The organism is Sorangium sp. So ce590 (assembly GCF_051521365.1).
Classification (GTDB): Bacteria; Myxococcota_A; Polyangia; order Polyangiales; family Polyangiaceae; genus Sorangium.
On record NZ_CP150346.1, the window covers coordinates 5,097,059 to 5,119,556 of the forward strand.

At 72.8% G+C, this 22,498-nt stretch carries 20 protein-coding genes; 7 read left to right on the plus strand and 13 right to left on the minus strand.

Features of this window, described 5'->3' with window-relative positions:
• Positions 1-25: 25 nt before the first annotated feature.
• Positions 26-1,408: an OmpP1/FadL family transporter gene (locus tag WMF28_RS19250; RefSeq protein ID WP_437603701.1), complete on the minus strand. Its 1,383-nt coding sequence runs from the start codon at positions 1,406-1,408 to the stop codon at positions 26-28.
• On the minus strand, positions 1,408-2,730 hold the full coding sequence (locus WMF28_RS19255; protein ID WP_437603702.1) for an OmpP1/FadL family transporter: 1,323 nt from the start codon (positions 2,728-2,730) through the stop codon (positions 1,408-1,410). The genes WMF28_RS19250 and WMF28_RS19255 overlap by 1 nt, the downstream gene beginning before the upstream one ends.
• A 51-nt stretch (positions 2,731-2,781) precedes the next feature.
• Here WMF28_RS19255 and rlmN point away from each other — a divergent pair, with 51 nt between their 5' ends.
• The 3 genes from rlmN to tatC are packed head-to-tail and all read left to right on the plus strand — an operon-like array spanning position 2,782 to position 5,704.
• Positions 2,782-4,032: a 23S rRNA (adenine(2503)-C(2))-methyltransferase RlmN gene (rlmN, locus tag WMF28_RS19260; RefSeq protein WP_437603703.1), complete on the plus strand. Its 1,251-nt coding sequence runs from the start codon at positions 2,782-2,784 to the stop codon at positions 4,030-4,032.
• A gap of 44 nt (positions 4,033-4,076) precedes the next feature.
• Positions 4,077-4,754, plus strand: coding sequence for a Sec-independent protein translocase protein TatB (tatB, locus tag WMF28_RS19265; protein WP_437603704.1), 678 nt, complete (start codon positions 4,077-4,079; stop codon positions 4,752-4,754).
• A complete protein-coding gene (gene tatC, locus WMF28_RS19270) occupies positions 4,751-5,704 on the plus strand; it encodes a twin-arginine translocase subunit TatC (RefSeq protein ID WP_437603705.1) in 954 nt (317 codons plus the stop codon). The genes tatB and tatC overlap by 4 nt, the downstream gene beginning before the upstream one ends.
• 285 nt (positions 5,705-5,989) lie before the next feature.
• On the opposite strand, the gene WMF28_RS19275 is transcribed toward tatC, so the two are convergent.
• The 5 genes from WMF28_RS19275 to WMF28_RS19295 form a co-directional block, all read right to left on the minus strand.
• A complete protein-coding gene (locus WMF28_RS19275; protein WP_437603706.1) occupies positions 5,990-6,919 on the minus strand; it encodes a prolipoprotein diacylglyceryl transferase in 930 nt (309 codons plus the stop codon).
• A gap of 2 nt (positions 6,920-6,921) precedes the next feature.
• Complete coding sequence (lspA, locus tag WMF28_RS19280) at positions 6,922-7,695, minus strand: signal peptidase II (protein WP_437603707.1); 774 nt, start codon at positions 7,693-7,695, stop codon at positions 6,922-6,924.
• Between the two features lie 151 nt (positions 7,696-7,846).
• Positions 7,847-8,530, minus strand: a complete 684-nt coding sequence (lspA, locus tag WMF28_RS19285; RefSeq protein WP_437603708.1) for a signal peptidase II — start codon at positions 8,528-8,530, stop codon at positions 7,847-7,849.
• Between the two features lie 79 nt (positions 8,531-8,609).
• Positions 8,610-9,080 (minus strand): DUF4398 domain-containing protein, encoded by a 471-nt coding sequence (locus WMF28_RS19290; RefSeq protein ID WP_437603709.1) that lies wholly within the window; start codon positions 9,078-9,080, stop codon positions 8,610-8,612.
• 26 nt (positions 9,081-9,106) lie between these two features.
• Complete coding sequence (locus WMF28_RS19295; RefSeq protein ID WP_437603710.1) at positions 9,107-9,460, minus strand: DUF4398 domain-containing protein; 354 nt, start codon at positions 9,458-9,460, stop codon at positions 9,107-9,109.
• 519 nt (positions 9,461-9,979) lie between these two features.
• Between WMF28_RS19295 and WMF28_RS19300 the strand changes: the two genes are divergently transcribed.
• On the plus strand, positions 9,980-12,379 hold the full coding sequence (locus tag WMF28_RS19300) for a DEAD/DEAH box helicase (protein WP_437603711.1): 2,400 nt from the start codon (positions 9,980-9,982) through the stop codon (positions 12,377-12,379).
• Positions 12,380-12,416: 37 nt separating this feature from the next.
• On the opposite strand, the gene WMF28_RS19305 is transcribed toward WMF28_RS19300, so the two are convergent.
• Positions 12,417-13,235 (minus strand): SDR family NAD(P)-dependent oxidoreductase, encoded by an 819-nt coding sequence (locus WMF28_RS19305; protein ID WP_437603712.1) that lies wholly within the window; start codon positions 13,233-13,235, stop codon positions 12,417-12,419.
• A gap of 323 nt (positions 13,236-13,558) precedes the next feature.
• Between WMF28_RS19305 and WMF28_RS19310 the strand changes: the two genes are divergently transcribed.
• On the plus strand, positions 13,559-15,160 hold the full coding sequence (locus WMF28_RS19310) for a serine/threonine protein kinase (RefSeq protein WP_437603713.1): 1,602 nt from the start codon (positions 13,559-13,561) through the stop codon (positions 15,158-15,160).
• A gap of 44 nt (positions 15,161-15,204) precedes the next feature.
• On the plus strand, positions 15,205-16,086 hold the full coding sequence (locus WMF28_RS19315) for a class I SAM-dependent methyltransferase (RefSeq protein ID WP_437603714.1): 882 nt from the start codon (positions 15,205-15,207) through the stop codon (positions 16,084-16,086).
• 129 nt (positions 16,087-16,215) lie between these two features.
• Here the strand turns inward: WMF28_RS19315 and WMF28_RS19320 are convergent, their stop codons facing one another.
• Together WMF28_RS19320 and WMF28_RS19325 are read right to left on the minus strand one after the other, a co-directional pair.
• Complete coding sequence (locus WMF28_RS19320; protein ID WP_437603715.1) at positions 16,216-17,355, minus strand: DUF1566 domain-containing protein; 1,140 nt, start codon at positions 17,353-17,355, stop codon at positions 16,216-16,218.
• Positions 17,356-17,649: 294 nt separating this feature from the next.
• The gene (locus WMF28_RS19325; RefSeq protein ID WP_437603716.1) at positions 17,650-18,927 is read right to left on the minus strand and encodes a pre-peptidase C-terminal domain-containing protein; all 1,278 of its coding nucleotides are present in this window, start codon (positions 18,925-18,927) and stop codon (positions 17,650-17,652) included.
• 24 nt (positions 18,928-18,951) lie between these two features.
• On the opposite strand from WMF28_RS19325, the gene WMF28_RS19330 reads away from it, so the two are divergent.
• Positions 18,952-19,236, plus strand: coding sequence for a hypothetical protein (locus tag WMF28_RS19330; RefSeq protein ID WP_437603717.1), 285 nt, complete (start codon positions 18,952-18,954; stop codon positions 19,234-19,236).
• Positions 19,237-19,352: 116 nt separating this feature from the next.
• Here WMF28_RS19330 and WMF28_RS19335 read toward each other — a convergent pair whose 3' ends face one another.
• The 3 genes from WMF28_RS19335 to WMF28_RS19345 form a co-directional block, all read right to left on the minus strand.
• Entirely contained in the window at positions 19,353-19,622 is a 270-nt protein-coding gene (locus WMF28_RS19335) for a hypothetical protein (RefSeq protein WP_437603718.1), read from the minus strand.
• Positions 19,623-20,082: 460 nt separating this feature from the next.
• A complete protein-coding gene (locus tag WMF28_RS19340; RefSeq protein WP_437603719.1) occupies positions 20,083-21,678 on the minus strand; it encodes a hypothetical protein in 1,596 nt (531 codons plus the stop codon).
• 402 nt (positions 21,679-22,080) lie between these two features.
• A complete protein-coding gene (locus WMF28_RS19345) occupies positions 22,081-22,380 on the minus strand; it encodes an FtsB family cell division protein (protein ID WP_437603720.1) in 300 nt (99 codons plus the stop codon).
• Positions 22,381-22,498 lie beyond the last annotated feature (118 nt).

The following is a 22,498-nucleotide window of genomic DNA, read 5'->3' on the forward strand; positions in this document are numbered from 1 at the left end:
GTAGACGCAGGCGGCAAGCTCCACCTCAGAACGCGGCCGTCACCGTCGCCCCGAGGTTCACCATCGTCCCGCCCGCGCGGTAATCGCCCACGAAATCCGCCGGGTTATCCTTCTCCACGATCACCTCCGGCAGCACCGACAGCTGCCCGTGGAGGTCGATCCGGAGCGACCCCGGCAGCTCCTCCAGCGGGCGATTCAGGACGGCGCCCGCGCCCAGCGACATCGTGTGCCGATCCGCATCGACGTAGTTCGTCACGCCCCGCTGCGGCGGGACCGGCGAGCGCTCGTAGACGTACCCCGCGCGGAGCGGGATCTCGACCGCGCGGCGCGCTCCCCCCTGCGCGCCCTGCCCGGCCACCTTGCGCAAGCCCCCCGCCGCGACGACCACGTACTCGACGCCCAGCCGCGGCACGAGCCGATCCGCGAACCGGAGCGGCACCACGGACGTGGGCCTCGGATCGTCGGGCAGATCGAGCGGCAGGTCCGGGGGCGGCGCCGCCTCGAGGTGCGCCCGCGTCCTCGCCACCGGGCTCTCGTAGGCCGACCAGTTCACCCACGTGACGTCGAGGTTCACGCGCAGGCCCTCGATCCGCTGGAAGCTCGCCCCCACGACGACCTGCTGCGGCAGGAACGCGTCGACGGTGCGCGACTCGAGCTCGTAGAGGAGCGGCACCTCGATGCCCGCGAAGTCGACGATCCCTCGCAGCCGCGCGTCGATCGACAGCGGGAGCTTCGCCTCCCCGCGGTAGACGACCCCGACGAAGCCGAGATCCCCGACGCGCATCCGGGCGCCGAGCTGCGGGTAGCGGATCGACGTGAGGTCGGCGTCCACCTCGTGGCGGAGCGCGGAGTCGTGGGGAGAGAGCGCGTCGGCGCGGCCCGTCACCGAGAAGCGGCCCCGCGTCGAGGCCAGGAACGCGACGCCGCCGCCGAGCTCCAGGAACGGGAGCGGGCGCACCGCGATGTTCGCGGCGAGGAACAGGATCGAGAGCCGGTCGTCGTAGAGCTCCCAGCGCGGCGTCTCCTGGCGGATCGCCTTGATCCGCGACAGCCCGTCGTCCGGCAGGAACGTCGCCAGGCCGAACGCGAACGGGACGCCGAGCACCTCGCCCGGCACGACGAGGCCGCCCGAGAGCCCGTGGACGTCGCGCACCCCGCTGTCGCGATCGTTGAACCGCAGGCGGTTCGACGCGTGACCGTAGCCGATCGAGAGGCCGAGCCCCGTCGCGCCGGCGAGGCCCGCCGGGTTGTAGTAGCTCGCCGAGAAATCTGTCGCGTCGGCCGCGAGCGCGCCGCCCATCGAGGCGCCGCGCGAGCCGAAGCCGTACGCGTCGGGCGCGTGCGCGCGCGCTCGCCCGGCGGCGAGGAGCGCCAGCAGCGAGGCGGCGGCGCACGAGAGCCGGCGCATCAGAACGCGACCCCGAGCGTCGTCCCGCCCGCGACGAGGACGCCCCGCGTGCGCACCGCGCGGTCGCCGCCGTCCCCGCCGCCCGCGGCCTGCTCGCCGCGCTTCTGGTGCGCGCGCGGCAGGAGCACCTGGACCTCGGCGAACAGGTCCAGCGTCAGCCGCGGCAGCGGCGCGGCGAGCGCGAGCCCGTAGCCGAGCGAGAGCGCGACGCGCGCGTTGTCGTAGAGGTTCGACGCGCCCGTCTGCTCGGGCGCGGGCGACGGCTCGACGTAGGCGCCGCCGCGCGCGTGCGCCGTGGCCCCCGGCCGCAGCGCGAGGCTTCGCTCCACGCCGACGCGCGGCACGACCGTGTCCGAGTACCCCGGGTCCGCGGGCGCCGGCGCCGCGCAGGAGCCGGTGAACGGCGCGCCCGTATCGGGATCGACCTCCGGGCAGCGCACCGTCGCCTCGACAGGGCCGGGGTAGTCCGACCAGCGCTTGTACGTCGCGCCGATCGCCACCTTCCAGGGGCCCTTCACGCGCGCCACCTCGAGCGCGACTTGCGCCGGATCGTACTGCGCGATCCCCGCGATGTGGAGCGGCGGCACGGCGATCCCCCCGAGATCGTCGGCGTGGATGACGACGTCGAAGCGCCCGACGAGCTCGCCGCGGAACGTGGCCCCGACGCGGTACGCGCCGATGTCGTAGCTCGCGCCGAGGATCGGCCCGTAGCTCGCGACGAGCGTGTCCTCGACGAGCGTGCCCACGCGGCCGGACGCGTCGGTCGCCACCGTCACCGAGCCGGACAGCGCCGCCAGCGCGGCGAAGCCGGCGCCCACCCGGACGCCGCGCCCGAGCGACGCGCCGAGCGCCGCCTGCACCGCGACCGACTGGGTGCGGTCCGCGAGCGGGAACTGCGGCGTCTCCGGGTAGAGGATCCGCCCGCGGACGACCACGTCGAACGGCGCGAAGAAGCCGAGGCCGATCGTCACGCGTTCGGCGAGCGCGCCGCCGAACGGGATCGGCACCGTGGCGCCGATCAGGCTGCCGCGCAGCGGCGCGTACGAGAGCCGCCGGCCGCCCGCGCGGAGGTCGAAGATCGCGCCCGCGAGCCCCAGCGTGAGCCGGCGCTCGCGCGACAGCGACAGGAGCGCGGGGTTCGCGTAGACGGCCTCGTAGCCCTCCGCGACCGCGGCGCCGGTCGCGCCCATGGCGCTCGCGCGCGCCCCGAAGCCGAGCACGTCCTCCGGCGACGCCTGCGCCGCGCCGGCCGGCGCCAGGGCGAGCCCCGCCGCGAGCAGAGGCGCGATACCGCGCCACATCCAGCGGATCGGGCGAAGCATGCGCGGGCGACCGTAGACTGGGCCCCCCTGGCGCGCTAGTCGGTATCCGCCGTGGATCTCCGCCCCAAAAGCACCTCGGACGAACGTCGCCCTCGCCTCGCGCTCCAGGCCGTGCTCCCGGACGAGCTCGCCGCCGCGTGCGGCATCGATCTCACCGACGCGCGCCGCATCGTCTCGCTGGCGCACCGCCTCGGGGAGCTGCCCGCGCGCGCGCCCGCGACCGTCCGGCGCGTCGCGCTCGAGGCGGCGCGCGCGGCGGGCGAGATCCGGACGCTCGCGCTCGTGGAGCGGCGCGCGAGCGCCGAGGATCCGTTCGTGAAGTACGCGTTCCGTCTGGAGGACGGCGCGATGATCGAGTCGGTGCGCATCCCGCTCGAGCGGCCGGGCCGGTACTCGGCGTGCGTGAGCTCGCAGGTCGGCTGCGCGCTCGCTTGCGCCTTCTGCGCCACCGGGCGCATGGGCCTCACGCGCAACCTCGAGGCCTGGGAGATCGTCGAGCAGGTGCGGCTCATCCGCCGCGATCTCGGCGCGACCACCGAGCGCGCGGGCGGCGGCGCGCGCGTGCACGGCGTGCTGTTCCAGGGCATGGGCGAGCCGCTCGCCAACGCCGACCGCGTCATCCAGGCGATCCGGGTGCTCTCGGAGCCGAGCGCGCAGGCCATCGACATGCGCAACATCACGGTGTGCACGGCGGGGCTCCCGTCCGGCATCCGGCGGCTCGCGGCGGAGGTCCCCGGCGTCCGGCTCGGCCTCTCGCTCGGCTCGGTGCGGCCCGGCAGGCGGCGCCAGCTCATGCCGATCGACGGCGCGCACCCGCTCGACGAGGTCCTCGCCGCCGCGGGCGAGCACGCGCGCGCGACCGGGCACGCGCCGATGTGGGCGTACACGCTGCTCGCGGGCCAGAACGACACGGACGAGGACGCCGCGAGCCTGGCCGCGCTCGCCCGCGGCTTCGCCGCGCAGCACGGGATCTCCCCTCGGCTCAGCCTGATCCCCTACAACGCGATCGGCCCGGCCGACGCTCCCCTGCCCTCGCCCGGCGGCGTCGAGGACAGCGGCGCGGCGGCCGATCCGTTCGTGCGCTCGGCGCGGCTCCAGGCGTTCCGCGCGGTCCTCTCCGCCGCCGGGGTCGGCTCGATCGTGCGCTATTCCGGCGGCGGCGACGTCGGCGCGGCCTGCGGGCAGCTCGCGCGGCCTCCGGTGGAGGCGCAGCGACCAGGCGGCCGCCGGGCGTCGCCCCTGCCCGGAGCGGCGGCGGGTGCTGCCGCGGTTGGGCCGGACGCGCCGCCGCGGCCTGTGTGAGGGTCGCTATGGATCCCCGCTCCGGTGCGCGCTAGCTTGCGCCCGTGTTCGGCTTCAGCTTCGGCGAGATGATGGTGCTCGTCATCGTGGGCATCATCGTGGTCGGCCCACGACGGTTGCCTGCGATGATGCGGACGGCGGGCAGCTGGATCACCAAGATTCGCCGGATGACCACGGAGCTCCGGTCTCAGAGCGGCATCGACGATCTGATCCGCCAGGAGGGGCTGGAGCGCGACATCCGCGAGCTCCGCTCCCTGTCGCGGGTGAACGTGATCGAGACGTTCGTGAAGCCCGTGATGGACGCCGCCACCGTCGGCACGGTCGTCTCGGCGACGCCGCGCATCAGGCCACCGGAGCCCGAGCCCCCGCAGCCCCCGCCGAACGTGCAGCCGCTCCGCGAGCGCGAGTACCCGGTCCTCGGCTGCGACGCCTACGAATCCGAGATCGACGCCGGGCCGGCGGCCGCGGCGGAGGGCGCGAACGGAGCGGTGGCGGCGAGCGCGGCAGAGCCCGCGACCACGGCAGACGCGGCGATCACGGAAGGGCCCACGGCAGCGCCGGAGCCCGCGGCCACGGCAGACGCGGCGATCACGGAAGGGCCCACGGCAGCGCCGGAGCCCGCGGCCACGGCAGACGCGGCGATCATGGAAGGGCCCACGGCAGCGCCGGAGCCCGCGGGGGTGCCGCAGGGCGCGGCGACGGGGAACGGAGCGGCGTCATGAGCCAGGAGCAGGTGGCGGCGAAGAGCGATTCCCCGGAGACGACCGGCGCGGCCGGCGCTGCCGCCGCGGCCGGCGCTGCCGCCGCGGCCGGCGCTGCCGCCGCGGGCTCCGGCGCGGCCGCCGCGGCCGTTGAGGATGCCACCGAAGACAAGCCGATGTCGTTCTGGGAGCACCTCGATGAGCTGCGCAAGCGGCTCGTCCGGAGCATCCTCGTCTTCTTCGCGGCCTGCTTCGTGGGGTGGGAGGTGCGCGAGAAGCTCCTGCACTTTCTGACGATCCCGTTCGTGCAGGCGTGGCGGGAGCAGAACCTGCCGGGCGACCCCTCGCTCCACTTCGGCGCGCCGGCGGCCGCGTTCGTCGCTTACTTCAAGCTGTCGATGCTCGGCGGCGCGGCGCTGGCCTCGCCGTTCATCTTCTACCAGCTGTGGTCGTTCATCGCGCCGGGCCTCTACGCCCGCGAGAAGCGCTACGTCATCCCCTTCGTCCTGTTCTCGACGATCCTGTTCGTGGGCGGCGGCCTGTTCGGCTGGCGCGCGGCCTTTCCGATCTCGTTCGGCTACTTCCTCAGCATGGCCGGCACGGTCGGCAGCGGCGGGGTGACGATCACGCCGACCGTGATGATGGGCGACTACCTCGACTTCGTCGCCCAGCTCCTGCTCGGCTTCGGGCTCATCTTCGAGCTCCCGCTCATCGTGCTGTTTCTCTCCCTCGCGGGGGTCATCAACTACCTGCAGCTCATCCTGTTCGGCCGCTGGTTCGTGTTCGCCGCCTTCGTGCTGGCCGCCATCCTGACGCCGCCCGATATCACCAGCCAGCTCGTCATGGCCGTGCCGATGTGCGCCCTTTACGTGGTCTCGATCGGCCTCGCGTATGTGTTCGGCAAGCCGCCGACCGATGCCCAGCGCGAGGCGTACAAGAAGCGCAAGGAGAAGGAAGTCTCCAAGGGCTGAGGGGCCAGCCCGGCGCGGCTCAGGCTGGCTGCGCCGCCTCCGCGCATCGTCCTTTGCGCCCGGCGCAGGGTCCGCGGCACCGCGCCCCGTCCTCTGCGCCCCGCGCGCATCGAGGGTCCGCGGCACCGCGCCCCGTCCTCTGCGCCCCGCGCGCATCGAGGGTCCGCGGCACCGCGCCCCGTCCTCTGCGCCCCGCGCGCATCGAGGGTCCGCGGCACCGCGCCCCGTCCTCTGCGCCCCGCGCGCATCGTCGGCGGGCCCCGCGCTCCGCCGGGACCGCGGAGCTCAGGCGGCGGGCGCGGGCGCCGTCTTCCGGCTCCGTGTCACGTGGATCGCGATCGCCGCGCCGGCGATCGCGAGCCCGATGAGCTGCGACGTGGACAGACCGAGGAGGCCCCCTCGATCGTCGGCGCGCGCGAACTCGAGCGTGAAGCGCCCGAGCGCGTAGAGGCCGAGGAACGTCACGAAGACCTGCCCGTCGTACCGCTTCCGCCCGTGCACGTAGAGCATGCAGATCGCCGCGATGGCGAACGACATGGCCGACTCGTAGATCTGCGTCGGGTGGACCGGGTGCGACGGCACGCGCGCGCTCGCGAGCTCGTGCAGCTTGAACTGCGCCTCGCTCGCGGGGCTGTTCGGCGGGAACGAGAGCCCGAACGCCCCGTCGGTGCGCTGGCCGAAGCAGCAGCCGGCGAGCAGGCAGCCCATCCGGCCGAACCCGAGGCCCAGCGGCACGGCGAAGCCCGCCATGTCCGCCGCCTTCCAGAACGGGAACCGATCGCGTTTGAGCAGCCAGTACGCCGCCGCCGACGCGCCGAAGAAGCCGCCGTAGTACGTCAGGCCGCCGGCCCAGAACTTCGCCCACGCCAGGCAATCGCGCTCGGTCGGGTGGCAGACCCCCTTCGCGGCGTCCCAGACGCCGTGGTACCGCGGCACGCAGAGCGCCTGCTCGACCTTCCAGTCAACCAGCGACGGATCGGTGCACAAGTGCACGTAATCCCAGAAGTATCCATCGGCGATGACGTGGAGGAGCCTGCCGCCGACGACCCCTGCGAGCAGGCAGGCGAGCCCCAGGTCGACGACCACGTCCGGATCCTGGCCGATCCGCCGCGCCCAGAGGGCGCCGATCGCGGTCGCGAAGAGGAAGCCGGTCAGCAGCAGCAGGAAGTAGGCAGGGAACGCGACGTCGAGCAGGCGGAACAGCTCGGGCCGCATGGTCAGCCCGCCGACGCCTTCGCTCCGGTCGCGCCGGAGGTCTTCCTCGCGAGCTCGGGGCGCTGGGGAGAGAACATGTCGATCGCCATCAGCCCGACGCCCACGACGATCGCGATGTCAGCCACGTTGAACGTCGGCCACACGAACGTCGGCGTGAACCGAACCTGGATGAAGTCGATGACGTACCCGTAACGGATCCGGTCGACGAGGTTCCCGAGCGCGCCGCCGAGCACGAGCGGCAGCCCCCACCGGAGCGCGATCTGGGAGGGGTGGAGCTTCCGGTACAGCGAGACGATGAAGACGATCGCGGCGAGCGAGACCACGAGGAAGAAGGGACGGCGGATCGCCTCGCTCTCGTCGCCCAGGATGCCCCACGCCCCGCCGTGGTTCTTCGCGTAGATCATGTTCAGGTGGTCCTTGATCACCTCGATCTTCCGGAGCGCGAACGGCCGGGGCGCGGCGGCGAGGTCCGCGAGGTCGGCGAGCGCGCGCGGCTCCAGCCGGTCCTTGGCCCACCACTTCGTGCCGAGATCGGCCACCAGCGTGACCGCCGACACGCCGAGCAGGAACGCATACGACGGGCGGTAGGTGGGCTTCGCCGGTGCGACCACATCGTCGGCGTCCCCCTCCGGCGAGGAGGCGCGCCCCTCGTCGTCGCGCTCGCCGGCGGCCAGCGGCTCGCCTTCCGGCGCCTTCACCGGCGCGGCGCCATCCGGCTCCGCATCGGCCCCCTCGGTCTTCACGGCAGCATCTCGCGGCGTCGCGTCTTCAGTCATGCGGAGCGCGTTCCTCTACGACAAACCGAGCGCTCCGGCAAAGGCTTCCCTCCGCGCGGGCCCGTATCGCCCGTCTCGCGCGTCTTTCATGCCGTGCCTCCCGGCGTGCGCGCGCACAACCTGCTCCGGCCGCGCTGCCTGCTTCGGTCCTTCAGGCCGCCGGCGGCGCCGGCGGAGGCGCTTCCGTCGATAGCGGAGCGGCGGCGTCGCTGCCTGCCGGGCTGACGGGAGCGCCGCTCGGGTCTGGAACGGGAGCGCTCGCGTTGCGGGCGGAGGCGATCATGTCCATCGACATCAGGATGACGCCGGCGACGATCGCGATGTCGGCGACGTTGAACGTCGGCCAGTGAAACTCCTGGCCGCCGCGGGTCACGTACACGTCGATGAAGTCGATGACCCAGCCGTAGCGGATCCGGTCGACAAGGTTGCCCATCGCGCCGCCGAGCGCCAGCGCGAGCCCCCACTTCATCGCGGTCTGGTCCTTGTGGACGCGCCGGTAGATCGAGAAGATGAAGACGATCGCCGCGGCCGAGACGAACAGGAAGAACGGCCGCCGCAGGCCGTCCGGGAGGCTGCGGAGGAAGCTCCAGGCGCCGCCGGGGTTCTGCGCGAAGATGAAATCCAGGTGGTCCGGGATGACCGTGACGATCTTCGGGCCCGACCGCTTCGCGTCGAACCCGGTGAGCCGCGCGTGCGCCCACGCCTTCGTCGCCAGATCGGCGGCGCACGAGACGAGCGCAACGACGGCCACGAAGGCGAGCGAGGCGCGCTCGCCTCGGGGGAGCTCGTCCGCAAGGTGTGAGGCGGGCGACGCTTGCGATGCGCCAGAAGACATCACCCTCGCTTCTACGCGATGGTGCAGCGCGGAGCAAACGGCCCGGAGCCGAGCGACGCCGGGCGGGCTCCGGGCCCGTTCACCGCGTGTTCAGGATCATCTGCGAGCGCTCCGGAGCGCGCGCCTGCGCGGGCGCCTTCTCCTGCTTCTCCTGCGGTTTACGCGGCTCTGCCGGCTCGATCGCCGGCGCCCGCTTCTTCCTCCGCGCGATCTGCACCTCGGCGTACGCTTGGAGGGCCGCGCCGCGCTGCCGCTCCATGGCCGCCGTGCGCCCGAGCGCCTCGGCCAGCTGCGCCCGGCGCTCCGCGAGGTACGCGAGATCCCTCGCCTCGGCGAGCTCCCTCCCCTCGGCGAACGCGCGCTCCGCGCGCTCCAGCGCCTCGAGGGCGCCTCGCAGATCGGCGGGCGCGAGCTCCGCCGCCGCGCCCGCTCGGGCGCGCGCGTAGCTCTTCCGCGCGCCGATGAGCTCCTTCGGCGGAAGCGGGGCGCTCGCGCACCCGAGCAGGCCGCCGAGGAGCAGCATGACCACGATCCCCTGGTTGTATCGCATGGTTTCGCGCCTCTTCCCGCGAGCCCCTAGCGGAGCCGCCGATGGATGGATCCGACCTCCGCGACCGCCTCGCGCGCGAGCGCCTGGGCCCGCGCCTCGCGCGTGAGGGCGAGCGCGAGCTCCGCGTCCGCCTGCGCGCGCAGCAGCATGCGCCGCGCCCGATCGCGCACGCCCTCGGCCGACAGCCGCCTCGCTCGCTCCACCTGTTCCCTGGCGAGGCACAGGTGGATGTCCGCCGGCGGGACCTCCTCGGCGCCGACCTCCTCGGCGGCCCGGATCATCGCCTCCGACGCGACGACCCGCTCGCTGAACGGCGGCGTGCGCGCGGCGCACCCCGCCGCCGACGCGCCGAGGAGCGTCAAGATCACTGCGTTTCTCATGTGCGACACCTCGTGGCCAGCCCCGGACGAGCGGTCGCCCGGAGCAGGCGGGTCAAAGAGCGGATGTGGACATCGACTCCGGATCTCCGTCGCCGGTCGGCTCGTCCTCAGGCAACCGGCACACCAGGCCCGCCCGCCCTGGGGCCGCGCCTGAGCGCCCCCGCGAGGCGCGCCTCCGGCCGTCCGTCGGTGCAGCAGGATGGCCGGAGACGCTGAGACATCGCCTCACGCGCCGTATCCGCGCTTCCCAGCCGTTGCGCGCAAACGAGCCATTCGCCGGCGCCTCGGTGCGCCTCGACGGCGGGAGAGCCGCCGACATCCGATCTCGTTCGAGGACACGAGAGCTCCTCCCTCCGATGTACGCGCGCCTGCCGCGCCGGTCCTCGCCCTCCCCGGCGCCCATCCCCTGCGCCGCCCGCCGAGGTCCGGCGTGGTGGATCATCGCAGATCCACCCACCTCCACCCTCGGCGCCCGATCCGGTTGAGCGACACGGCGCATCTGTTTAGTATACCGGGGTCATGCCGTCGCCCCCCTGGAAGATCGAGACCGGCGTCGAGACGGTCATCTCGTCGTGGCTTGCCTCGGGCTACGTTCGCCCTTGTTTCGCCGCGGATCGCGAGCTGCCGCCGGCCGAGGCGCGCACCGCGGCGATGCCCGAGGCGCTCTCGCCGGCGCTCCGCGGCGCGCTGGAGCGGCGCGGCATCTCCCGGCTCTACGACCACCAGGCCCGGGCGTTCGCGGCTGCCCGCGCGCCGCGGGGCGCGCAGGCGGCCGAAGAGCCGGCGCAGGCCGGGCGACACGTGGTCGTCGCCACGCCCACGGCGAGCGGCAAGAGCCTCTGCTTCCATCTCCCGGTGCTCGACGCGCTGGCGGAGGGCGCCGCGTCGGGCCAGGGCGGCAGCGCGATCTACCTGTACCCGACCAAGGCGCTCGCCCGGGATCAGGAGGCCGGCCTGCACGCGCTCATCCGCGAGGCCGGGCTCACGATCCCGGCCATCGTCTACGACGGGGACACGCCGGGCGACGCGCGTCGGGCGGCCCGCGAGCGCAGCCCCATCGTCATGACCAACCCCGACATGCTCCACGCGGGGATCCTGCCGCACCACGCGCACTGGGCGCGGACGTTCCAGCGCCTGCGCTACGTCGTGCTGGACGAGCTCCACACCTACCGCGGCGTGTTCGGCTCGCACGTCGCCCACGTGCTCGCCCGGCTGCGCCGCGTCGCGGCCTTCCACGGCTCGAGCCCGACGTTCCTCTGCGCGACGGCGACCATCGGCAACCCGCGGGCGCACGCCGCGCGCCTCCTGGGCATCGCCGAGGACGAGATCGAGCTCATCGACGAGTCCGGCGCCCCGCGCGGGCCGCGGCGCTTCTTCCTGTACAACCCGCCCGTGGTGAACGCGGAGCTCGGGGTGCGCGCCAGCACCCTGAAGAGCGCGGTGCGCCTCGCCGGGGATCTCGCGCGGGCCCGCGTGCCGACGCTTGTGTTCGGCCAGTCGCGCAACTCGGTCGAGATCATGCTGAAGTACCTGCGCGAGGGCGTCGGCAAGGAGATCGGGGCGGAGGACGCGATCATGGCCTACCGCGGCGGCTACCTCCCGGAGACGCGCCGCCGGGTCGAGCGGGGGCTACGCGAGGGCGAGATCCTCTGCGTCGTGGCCACGAACGCGCTCGAGCTCGGCATCGACGTCGGCGAGCTCGACGCGGTGATCTGCGCCGGCTATCCCGGGTCGGTCGCGGAGACGTGGCAGCGCTTCGGCCGCGCGGGCCGGCGCGGCAAGACGAGCATCGCCGTCCTGTGCGCGACGAGCGCTGCGCTCGACCAGTACCTCGCGAGGAACCCGAGCTACCTGCTCGAGCGCAGCGCCGAGTCGGCCCGGATCGATCCGCAGAACACCGAGATCCTTGTGCAGCACCTCAAGTGCGCGGCGTTCGAGCTGCCGTTCCTCAAGGGGGAGCCCTACGCGGCGATGCCGGCGGACGACACCGTCGCGGCGCTCCGCTTTCTCCAGGACAAGGGGGTCATCCACGAATCGAACGATCGGTTTCACTGGGCGACCGACGCCTATCCGGCGAACCACGTGAGCCTGCGCTCGGTGGGCTGGGACAACTTCGTCATCATCGACAAGGCGCATGGCAAGACGCTCGCGGAGCTCGACTGGCGCGCTGCGCCGACGATGCTCCATGAACAGGCCATCTACCAGCACGACGGCGAGCAGTACCAGGTCGAGCGGCTCGATTACGAGAACCACAAGGCCTTCGTGACGAAGGTCATCCCCGACTATTTCACGACCGCGCTCACCCACCGCAAGGTGAGCATCCTCGACGAGAGCGCGACCGCCTCGCTCGGCCGGGCGACCGCTTCTTTCGGCGAGGTGAGCATCGTGGAGAAGGTGGTGGGGTACAAGAAGATCAAGTTCTACACGCACGAGAACGCGGGGTATGGCGACGTGCGTTTGCCCGATATCCAGATGCACACGACCTCTTTCTGGCTCACGGTGCCCGAACCGCTCTGCGAGGAGCTCGGCCTCGGCCGCGCGACCGCCATCGACGGCCTGCGCGGGATCGCGCGGGCGCTGGAGACGGTCGCGACGCTCTCGCTCATGTGCGATCCGCGGGACATTGGCCAGACGCTCGAGGACGGGAGCGAGGCGCGGGCGGTCCCGCCTGGCGGCGAGATGGCCGGGGTCTTCGATCCGACGCTGTTCCTGTTCGACAACGTACCCGGCGGCGTCGGCCTCGCCGAGCGCATCTACGAGCAGCGCGACGAGCTCCTCGCGCGCACGCGGCAGCTCATCGCGGGGTGCGGCTGCGACACGACCGGCTGTCCTCTGTGCGTCGGCGCGACCGAGACCGTCGACGGGATGCGCAGGCGCGCCGCGATCGGGCTCCTCGAGATCTTGCTCCACCAGGCGTGAGGCCTATGAACCCAGGGTGGACCTGCGCGACGTGGACCTAGCCCCGCTTCACGGCGAAGCCGGCGAACGCCTGCATGATGGGCATCAGCTCCAGCCGGTTCACATTGACGTGCTCGGGGAGCGTCGCGCACCAGATCACGGCCTCGGCCACGTCCTCGGCCGAGAGGGGCTTCACTCCCTGGTACACGGCGGCGGCCCTCTCCTGGTCGCCCTTGAAGCGCACCAGCGAGAACTCCGTCTCGGCGAGGCCAGGCTCGATGTCGGTGACGCGCACCCGGCTGCCGAGGAGATCCGCGCGCAGGTTCAGCGAGAACTGCGCCACGAACGCCTTGCACGCGCCGTAGACGTTGCTCCCGGGATACGGCGTCTCCGCGGCCACCGAGCCGAGGTTGATGATGTGCCCCCGGTCGCGCGCCACCATCCCGGGCAGGAGCGCCCGCGTGCAGTGGAGCAGCCCGTTGATGTTTGTGTCGACCATCTGCTGCCAGTCGTCGGGGTCCGCCGTGTGCGCCGGCGAGAGGCCGATCGCGCCGCCCGCGTTGTTGACCAGCACCGACACCTCGGACATCTCCGGCGGGAGCTCCGCGATCGCCCGGTCCACCGCGCCCCGGTCCCGGACGTCCAGCCGGACGAGGTGGACCGCGGCCGCCCGCCCGCCCCCATCGCCGGGCGACGAGCCCGCCCCGCCGCCGGTGAGCTCGGCGGCGAGCGCCTCCAGGCGCTCGTAACGGCGCGCGGCCAGGATCAGGCGGGCGCCCAGGCCAGCGAAGCGACGGGCGATCGCAGCGCCAAATCCAGCGGAAGCGCCGGTGATGAAGACAACCGGAGTCGGATCGTTCGGGGCAGCGCGCATCATGTCCTGAGCGGACTTGTACCAGACCCGCCCAGATCCAGCGACATGCACCGCGCCCGGCGACACACGTCGGCCCACCCCGTGCTGTGTCGCCGGGCCGGCCGCGCATTCGTCGTGGGCGTGCCGCTACGCCCGCGCTCATGACATCCGGGTTTCGGGCGCGGAGGGCACACCACGAGTTGATTTGTGCAATCGACCGCAGCATCTCCGGCGGTCGGGCGCGGTCGCCCCTTTACCCCACCCCTCGGTGCCATTTACAGTCGGGCATCGTGGAGAGCGCGCCATCGAGGGGGTTTGTTCTGGGGCGTTACGCCGTCGGACCGCGGATGGCGCGCGGCGGGATGGGCGAGGTGTTCCGCGCGGTCGCGCTCGGGCCGGACGGCGAGGAGGCCCCGGTCGCCATCAAGCGAATCGTCCCGATGCACGCCGGCAGCGACGATCTCAAGCAGCTCTTCATCGCCGAGGCGGGCATGATGACCCACCTCAAGCACCCCAACATCGATGAGGTGCTCGACTTCGGCGTCGACGAGGCGGGCGACTTCTACCTCGTGCTCGAGTTCGTGTCCGGAACGGATCTCGGGCGGCTCTGCAAATGGCTCTGGGCGCGGGGGGAGGCCGTCCCGGTGCCGGTCGCGCTCTTCGTTGCGTCCGAGGTGCTCAAGGGGCTCGGTTACGCGCACGAGCGCTCGGCCGCGGAGGGGCGGCTGATGGTGCATCGCGACGTGAGCCCTGGGAACGTGCTCATCTCGCTGGCCGGCGCGGTGAAGATCGGGGATTTCGGCGTGGCGATCGCCACGCGAGGCGGAGCGGGCGACGCGATCCGGCGCGATCTCGTCGGGAAGCCGACGTACATGCCGCCCGAGCAGTTCGACGGGGAGCGCGTCGACCCCCGCGCCGACCTGTTCGCGCTCGGGGTGGTCCTCTTCCAGATGCTCACCGGCACGCGGCCGTTCTCCGGGACCAGCGCCGCCACGCGCATGGCCGCGGCGCGCGCAGGGCAGATGCTGCGGGCGGGCGAGCTGCGTCCCGAGGTGAGCCCCGCGCTCGAGGCGCTCCTCGCGCGCGCGCTCGCGCCCCGCCGGGAGGACCGGTTCCACGACGCGCGCGCCATGCTGGAGGCGATCGAGGCGCTCCGCGAGCCCGGCCACGAGATCGGCGCGCCGGAGGACCTCGCGGCGCTCGTGAGCGCGGCGCTGAAGGAGCCGCCCGAGTCGCGCCCGGCGGGAGCCCCCGCGTCGGGCCCCCCCGCGTCCGATTTCCCCGACGGCGACGACGATCTCGAGGGGGGCGAGCTGGCGCGCGCCGACGCGGACAGCCCCTTCACCCTGCGCGTGACGCGGCGCCTCAACGGAGCGGCGCAGGCGCTCGGCGGTGAGAACGAGCCGCTCGACGCGGACGGCGCGGCGCTGCCGGAGCCGTCGAGCGCGCCGCTGAGCGGCGGATTCCACGCGGTGGCGCCGGCGTCCGGCGACGACAGCTCGCTCGCTCCGCTGCTGGCCCCGTCCGTGAGGGCGGCGGTCTCCTCGTCGCAGCGGCCGCGGGACGAGCTCCGGTCGCCCTCGGTGCCGGCCGCGGCCCTCCCGGCGGCCGGGGCAACGCGGCAGCGCCTGCTCGCGGCGGCGATCGCCTGCGCCGCGCTGGCGGGGATCGCGGCCGCGAGCGTGCGCGTCGGCCGGGGCCGTCTGAGCGCGACGCCCCCCGCGGCAGCGCAGCACGCCGCCGCTGTGGCGCAGCCGCGGCTCGCTCCCGCGGTGCAGGCGGCGCTCCTGCCCCTGCGAACGCCGGCGCCGCCGGCGAGCTCCACCGTGGAGGCAGCGCCCGCCGCGGCCTCCACCGCCGACGCAGCGCCCGCCGCGGCCTCCACCGCCGACGCAGCGCCCGCCGCGGCCTCTCCTGCGGGCGCTGCGCCCGCCGCCACGCTGCCCTGACCGCCCCGCTTGCGTCGCTCAGCTCGCTCGGCTAACAGCGCGGCGTGCGAAGCCCTCACGCCCTCCTTGCTCTTGCCCTCGCCGCGCTCGCCGGGTGCGGCGCCGCGCCTCCCGCTGCTCCGCCTCCTGCGCCGCTCGCCACGCCGGCGGGCCAGCCCGACACGGCGCCCGCCACGGCGACCCCGCCCCCGAGCGACGCGACCGCGTCGGCACCGTCCCAGACCACCTCGGTCGAGGTGCCCGCCGCCCTGCGCGCCGTCATCGACGCCGCCGACCGGGCGGACACCGACCGGGCGCTCGACGTCGGCCGGAAGCCCGCGGAAACACTCGCATTTTTCGGCATTCAGCCGGGGATGAAGGTCGCGGAGCTCGAGGCTGGGGGCGGGTACACGGCCGAGCTCCTGGCGCGGGCGGTCGGCCCGGGCGGGGCCGTCTATGCGCAGAACAACCGCTTCGTCCTCGAGCGCTTCGCCGAGAAGCCGTGGAGCGAGCGGCTCAAGAAGCCCGTCATGAAGTCGGTGGTCCGGGTCGACCGCGAGCTCGACGATCCGCTGCCGCCCGAGGCGCGGGATCTCGACGCCGTGTTCTTCATCCTCTTCTACCACGACACCGTGTGGATGGAGACGGACCGGGCCGCGATGAACCGCGCGATCTTCCGCGCGCTCAAGCCCGGCGGCGTGTACGCGATCATCGATCACGCCGGGCGCGAGGGGACTGGCGTCGCCGAAGTGAAGACGCTCCACCGCATCGAGGAGAAGGTCGTGCGCGAGGAGATCGAGCGGGCCGGCTTCCGGCTCGCGGCCGAGGCGAGCTTCCTCCGGAGCCCCACGGACACGCGCGACTGGAACGCCTCGCCCATGGTGGCCGGCGAGAAGCGGGGCACGAGCGACCGCTTCGTCCTGAAGTTCGTCAAGCCTGGCGGCTGAGCCGCGGCGGGCTGGGCGCTCGGCCCGCGCGGCGGGTCGGCGCCGACGGCCTTCGTGATCGGGCTCGGCCCGCGCGGCAGGTCGGCGCCGACGGTCTTCGCGATCGGGTGCGCCAGGCTCGGGCGGCGCTCACCCGTCGGAGCGAACGCAGCGCGTGAGCCGCTGAGCGCGGACCGAGTGGTCCTGCGATGTGCCGTTCGTGAAGTTGACGAGGATGGCCTTCTCGGCGCTGCTGATGGCGGGCGTCGACGACCAGAAGACATCGGACGGCGTCCCCGGGAAGGCCTCCCGGTCGATCGCCGGCCCGGAGAGCCGATCGTCGACGATCGAGAGCAGCTCCTTCGCGCTCGGCAGCCGCCAGTCGCTCTTGCCGGCGAGGGTGAGCTCCTCGCAGTGCTCGAGCGCGCCGCTCCAGATGAACCGGGTCAACGAGGCCTGACGCTGCCAGACGAGCCCCGTCCGCTTATCGAGCACCCATTCCTCAGCGAACGACAGATCGGGCGGCGCCGTCTCGCGCTCGCCTCCGACGCACAGCGCTCGCGCGCCGGACATGTCCTTCTGGAAGAACCCGACGGACGCATCGCTGGCGAGCACGCCCCACGCGAACGTGCTGTCCGCGTCGACGTCGGTCGCGGACCAGTAGAAGCCGCCCTGGGCGTCCGTGAACGTGAAGAAGATGTCCGGAAACGCCGTGATGTGGCCGAAATCCAGGATGGAGACGAGCTCGCGCCGCGTCGGCAGGCGCCACTTCTCGATGCCGCCGGCGCGCTCGGCGTCGAGCACGGCGCAGTGCTGGAGCGCGGCCTCCCGCGTGAACATCCCGTTCTCCGTCACCTTTTCCCACGTGAGCCCGGTCACCGAGTCCATCACGGTGCCGTCGCCTTCTGTGTAGGAGGGAACGGCGATCTCGTAGTTGCCGTCCTGTCCGAAGAAGGGCTCCGACGGTCCCGGGCACGCCTCGAGCACGGTCGTCCCGTTCGAGCAGCGTTTCGTCGGCGAGTCTGGCCAGATCACCGGCACGGTGGGCGGCCCTCCGCCGGTCCCGCCCCCGGCGCCGCCGCCGCCGATCGGCTCGCCCCCGCCGCCGCCGATCGGCTCGCTCCCACCGCCGCCGATCGGCTCGCTCCCGCCGCCGCCGCCGATCCCTCCCCCGGAGCCGTGACCGATGTGAAAGGGGTCTCCAACGCATCCGGCGAGCGCGACGAGCTCCACGAGCAGCGCGGCCAGCGGCCGGGTGAAGCGAAGTGCGTGAGATGTCTCGTTCGGCATGGGCAAGCAGCGGCGTCCGTGGAAGGATCTGGGCCAGCAGCCTACCATTCACCGGGGCGCCGGGGTCGATTTCCTCGCAGGCGCGCCGCGCGCCGCAGGTTCTCATCGCGGCCCGCCCACCGCGCTTTTCCCGTGCGCTTTTCCAGCGCGCTTCTCCGTGAGCCCACGCGCGGGCGGTCCGGAGGCGCCCCTGCGCCGCGATCGTGGAAGACACCGAGGACAGGCGTTCGCTGTCCTCGGTGTCCCTCCGGGAGATGAGTTTCCTCGATCTCCCGGGTCCTTTCCGCCGTTACGTCACGGGGTCGTGTAGTCGACGTCTACCGTGTACGTGCTCTCCGCATATCCCTGCACGAGCAGGAAGGCCTCCGACTGACCTTCCGGGACCGTCAGCTCGCACGTCTCGTCCGCGCCGTCGAGGTAAGGACGGCAGTCATAGGCGCTCAGCGTGGGCTGCTCGCCGAACCGCACGTAGAGATCGGGATCCCCGGAGCCGCTCATCACGGCCCGGAACGCCGTGCCCGGGACGACCGCGATCGGCCCGTGGGATGCCGTCTCGCGCCGCGCGATGCTGCCCTCGAAGCTCGTGGACGTCGCGGTGCCCCCGCCTTCCGGCGCCCCCGGCGCGGAGTAGCGCACCTCGATGTCATAGGTCGACGCCGTGTAGCCGTGCACCTTGATGAAGGCCCTCGTCTCGCCTGCCGGCACCTCGAGCGTGCAGGTCTCGTTGGCGCCGCTGAGGTACGGCCGGCAATCGAACGATCGTGCCGTCGGCGCAGCGCCGAATTTCACGAAGAGATCGGGATCTCCGGTCCCGGTCATGACGACGGTGAGGGTCGTCCCGGGCACCACCTCGATCCCCTCGGCGGGCCCTACCGCGTCGAACACCCCGCGGGCGACACGGCCGCTGAAGTTCTCGGTGGTCGGCGCGCCGCCACCGCCGCCGCCGCCGCCGCCACCGCCACCACCGCCGCCGCCACCGCCGCCGCCGCCGGGAGCGCCGTAGAGCGCTTGAACGCCGTTGATGTCCTTCTCCGTGAGGTTGAGCGTCCTGTCGCCGCTGCCGTTGCACTGGGGATAGTGCATGACGGACGCACCGTCGTAGTTGGTGAGGGCGCGCCAGTTGTTGTCCTCGAAGCAGGTGCCGGCCTCAGGACGGGTGTGTTCGTGGCGGAAGGCGAGGGTGTGACCCAGCTCGTGACGGAGAATGCCCGTGAGGTCGGGCCGGGTGCTGTTGTAAGCGGACCTGTCGATCAGGACGTTCCGCGACCCCCTCGACTGGCCGGGGAAGAAGGCGCGCGCCAGGTACTGGCCGCCCGTGTTCACGGGGTTCACGTCGAACAGGACGCTGCTGGTGCTCGACGTGCAGCTCGAGTCGGCAGACTCCACGTGGATGAAGTCGACGTCGGCGACCGCCTCCCACGCCTCGACGGCCTCCGCCATCGCGGCCACGACGGGCTCGTAGTTGCTCCCGAATCTCGTGCTCACGCAGTAGGTGAGATTGCGCCGCTGCTCCGTCGTCCAGACCATGTCGCTGCCGCCTGACTGGTTGACGATCAGCGCACCATCGCGCACATGCGTCTCCCAGAACTCGCGCAGATGCTTGATATCTACGACCGGCGTGTCCCCGTTAACAATGTAGATGCCTGTGTCAGCCTCGCGGAAGACGCTCCGCTCGAAGTGGTCAAATCCCAATTGATTGGTGCCGACTGCCTCGGTGCTACCGTCGCCGACGTCGGCCGAGCAACCGACCGCAGCAGCGGTCAAACCAGCGATCACCAACGCGAGCTTACGGGCGACCACATTGCTCTCGTGCGGCTTTGCAGGATGCATTTGAAGCTCCTTTCGGGGAGGCGAATCACGCTGTCCAGGCGAACTCGATGAGACACAAATGCCTTAACCCGATTTGACCCGCAGTCGGATAGCCAAATCTGACCGCCGTTCAGAAAAAGGGTTCCGGATTGTAAAAAATTTCGAAAGGAGTGTATTTGGTTCTCTTGTCACAAGAAAATTATTGTCACACGCAACAAGCTCAGCTCGTCATGTACCGACACACTGGAAAATGACACCTCTTGAACTCTGGCAACGCGCACTTGCACCTCGACAAGCATCGGGATTTTCCTGCTTTCGTTGCGCAGATGAAAGGCGCGGCGCGCACGCATGCAACGCGGCGCCTGCAGCGGCGCGTTGCATGCGTGCGGCGGCAGCTGCAGGGGCAGCGGCAGCCGCGGGCGCGCCGCGCGATCAGCGAGATCGCGCAGCAGCTGCAACGGCGATGCAGCACGCCGGAGCGCGGCGCTCGCAGAGATGACCCGCGTTCATGTACAGGTCGCTCCCCGATGCTCGACCCGGATCGCGCGCAGCGCGGCGCGATCCTCGCGATCTCCTCGACCCGGATCGCGCGCAGCGCGGCGCAGCTCGAGCTTCGCTGTCTCCTCGACGATGCGATCGCTGCCGCGGAGAGAGAGATGCCGGCGCGCTCGCTGAAGGAGGTGCCGCCGCGATCGCCGGAGAGGGTCGCTGCAGGACGAGGAACGAGACCCGCGCGAGGGCCGCATCGCCTGGGGCGAGCGCGGCGGCGTCAACGCGCGCGATGCCGTCGGCGTGCATGGACGCGCTCTCCTGCGCCGCGCCGCCGCGTGCCCCGCGCCCGGCGTCGGCGCGGCTCGAGATCGAGCGCGGCTCCGGCGCGAGCGCGGCGGTCGCGCGCGCCGCGCCGACGGCGGGCGCTCACCCGCGCGCGGACAGGATCCGGCTGAACGCCTCGCCGACGGCGCGCGCGAGCTCGATCATGCGGCGCGATCCGCTCGCGGCGTCGAGGATCCGGTCGGCGACCAGGATCATCGCGGGCCGGCCGACCACCTGGACGGCGACCGCGGCGACGTCGAGGCTCGGGTTGACCATGACGTCGAGCAGCGGCGCGTGGGTGGGCGTGCCGGGGATCGGCCCGACATAGAGGTGGGTCGCCACGGCCGTGGCCAGGACGCTCGGCTGATCCATCGGGAGGGTGAGCTTCCGCAGCGCCTCCTGGTCGCCGAACTCCACGTTGCAGGCGAAGCCCCGGAAGATCCCGCGATGCGCGGCGAAGATCGCGACGCGCACCGCGAACAGCCGCATCCCTCGCAGCGCGAGCCGGACGACGTCGTCGCGCGTGCGCGCCAGGTAGAGCGCGTCGATGACGTCGCTCAGATCGACGAACGGCTGCGGCGGCGGGTCGTCGTCGAGGGGGTCGATGAGCTCCGGCTCGGGCGCGGGGGGCAGCACCGGGAGCCGACCGGAGCGCCTGCTCGACGGCGCCGCGGCGCTCTCGGGACGACCCCCGCCGCGGCGAGACGGCGGGACCGACGCGGAGGCGGCGCTCCGGCGCGAGGGCGGCGCGAGGCCGGAGGCCACGTCGAGCGGCAGCCGGCCGAGGCGCCGCGTCGAGGGGGCCGGCTCCCGCCCGCCGCTGTCCAGACCGCGGTCGGGCCCCGGCGAGCTCGGGGGCAGGATCGAGGCGAGCAGCTTGAAGGGAGGCGAGATCTCCACGGGCAGAGGCGGCGGGAACGAGACCGCGGGCGGCTCCGCATCCGCCGGCGCACGCAGCGTGGCACGACGCCGGGTCGGGGCCGCGCCGCGCCCGGCGTCCAGAGGGCCGCGCGCGTCGGCCGCTGCCTTGGCGTGGCGGAGCGGCAGGATCGGCTCCTCCGGCGAAGGCGCGCCGGCGAGCCGGGCGTGGCCGTTGTGGGCTGGACCACGGTGACCTGATTTGCCGCTCGGCGGCTCGTCGAACGAGGGCACCGAGGCGCGCCGGATGAGCGGGATGGGCACCTCGTGCGACGGCGGCGGCGGGATGGTCGACTGGGGCGCGCCGTGCGGAAACGCCGGGGTCGCGCGGCGCAAGCGGACGGGGGCCTGCTCGCGCTCGTCGAGCTCCAGGGCGCGGATGGCCTCCTCGATCGCCGTGATCGGCGCGCGGAAGATGCGCACCGGCGCGCCGAGGTGGAAAGTGAACTCGTCGGCGATGTGGCGGTCGAGCGGATCGGCGGCCGCGACGTCGACGGTGCCGGCGCCGGGATCGACGCGGATCGGGACGGCGCCGAGGCGGCGGCACATGGCACGCGGCAGGCGAGCGACGAGATCGCGGGCGCCGACGACCTGCCGGAGCGCGAGGCCACCGCGGCGCTCGAGCTCCCCCTCCAGGGCGTGCTCGGTGATGGCGGCGCGGTCGATGAGGGCGCGGGGGAACGAGATGCCCCGCAAGACCGCCACGAAGAGGGCGGCTTCGACCTCAGCCTTGGAGACGGCGCCGGCAGAGATGAGGAGGCGGCCCAGGTCTAGCGACACTCGCCCCACGATACCAGAAAGGACGCTGCCAGCGTGCAGCGCCCCGCATGCGGCCACGACGGACGCCGTGGCCTCGCGCGAGCGGCGCGCAGGATCTCCCTATAAGGAGACGCGGGCCGCGCCGGCGGGCAGATCGCACCTCGCCAGGGAGCGAAGCGAGGCCCGGCGGTCGCGCGTGCGTCGCCGCGGCGGCCCGCGCGGGGAGCGCGACGCCGGGAGACCGTCGCGCGCACGGAGCGCCACGGCGGGCGGAAGCCGGGGCGCGCGTCCGCGACGCAGGCGCCCGGCGACGCAGGCGCGACCGCCGGGCGAGCTCACGCGATCACGCCGGGCGCTCCCGCGGAGGAGCCCTGGTGTCCGACACGACACCTGGCCTGGACAGAACCAGAAGACCCCGAGTCCTCAGCGGGAGAACTGAAAGACCACCTCGCTCTGCCGCACGAGACCCAGGTTGTCGCGCGCGATCCTCTCCACGGCGGTCGGGTCGTCGCGCAGGCGCGCCACCTTGCCGCGGAGCGCCTCGATTTGCCGCCCGAGCGCGGCGTTCTCCTCCTCGACGTCAGCGAGCTCTCTCTCGAGCTCCCGCAGGCGCGGCAGCCCCTGAGGCGAGAAGATCATGATCGGAGCGCCCACGACGGCGACGATGAGCACCGCGATGGGCAGGGTCCGCTCCAGGAACTGCGTTATTCGACGCACAGACATCCGCTCGCACATCACCCGCGTTCCTGTCAACTTTCCTCCACGGTTCCTGGTACTCCGCGTTGACTTCCATCGGGTTTCAGCTCGGCAAACGGGGTGAGCGCAGCCGCGCGCGGGGCGG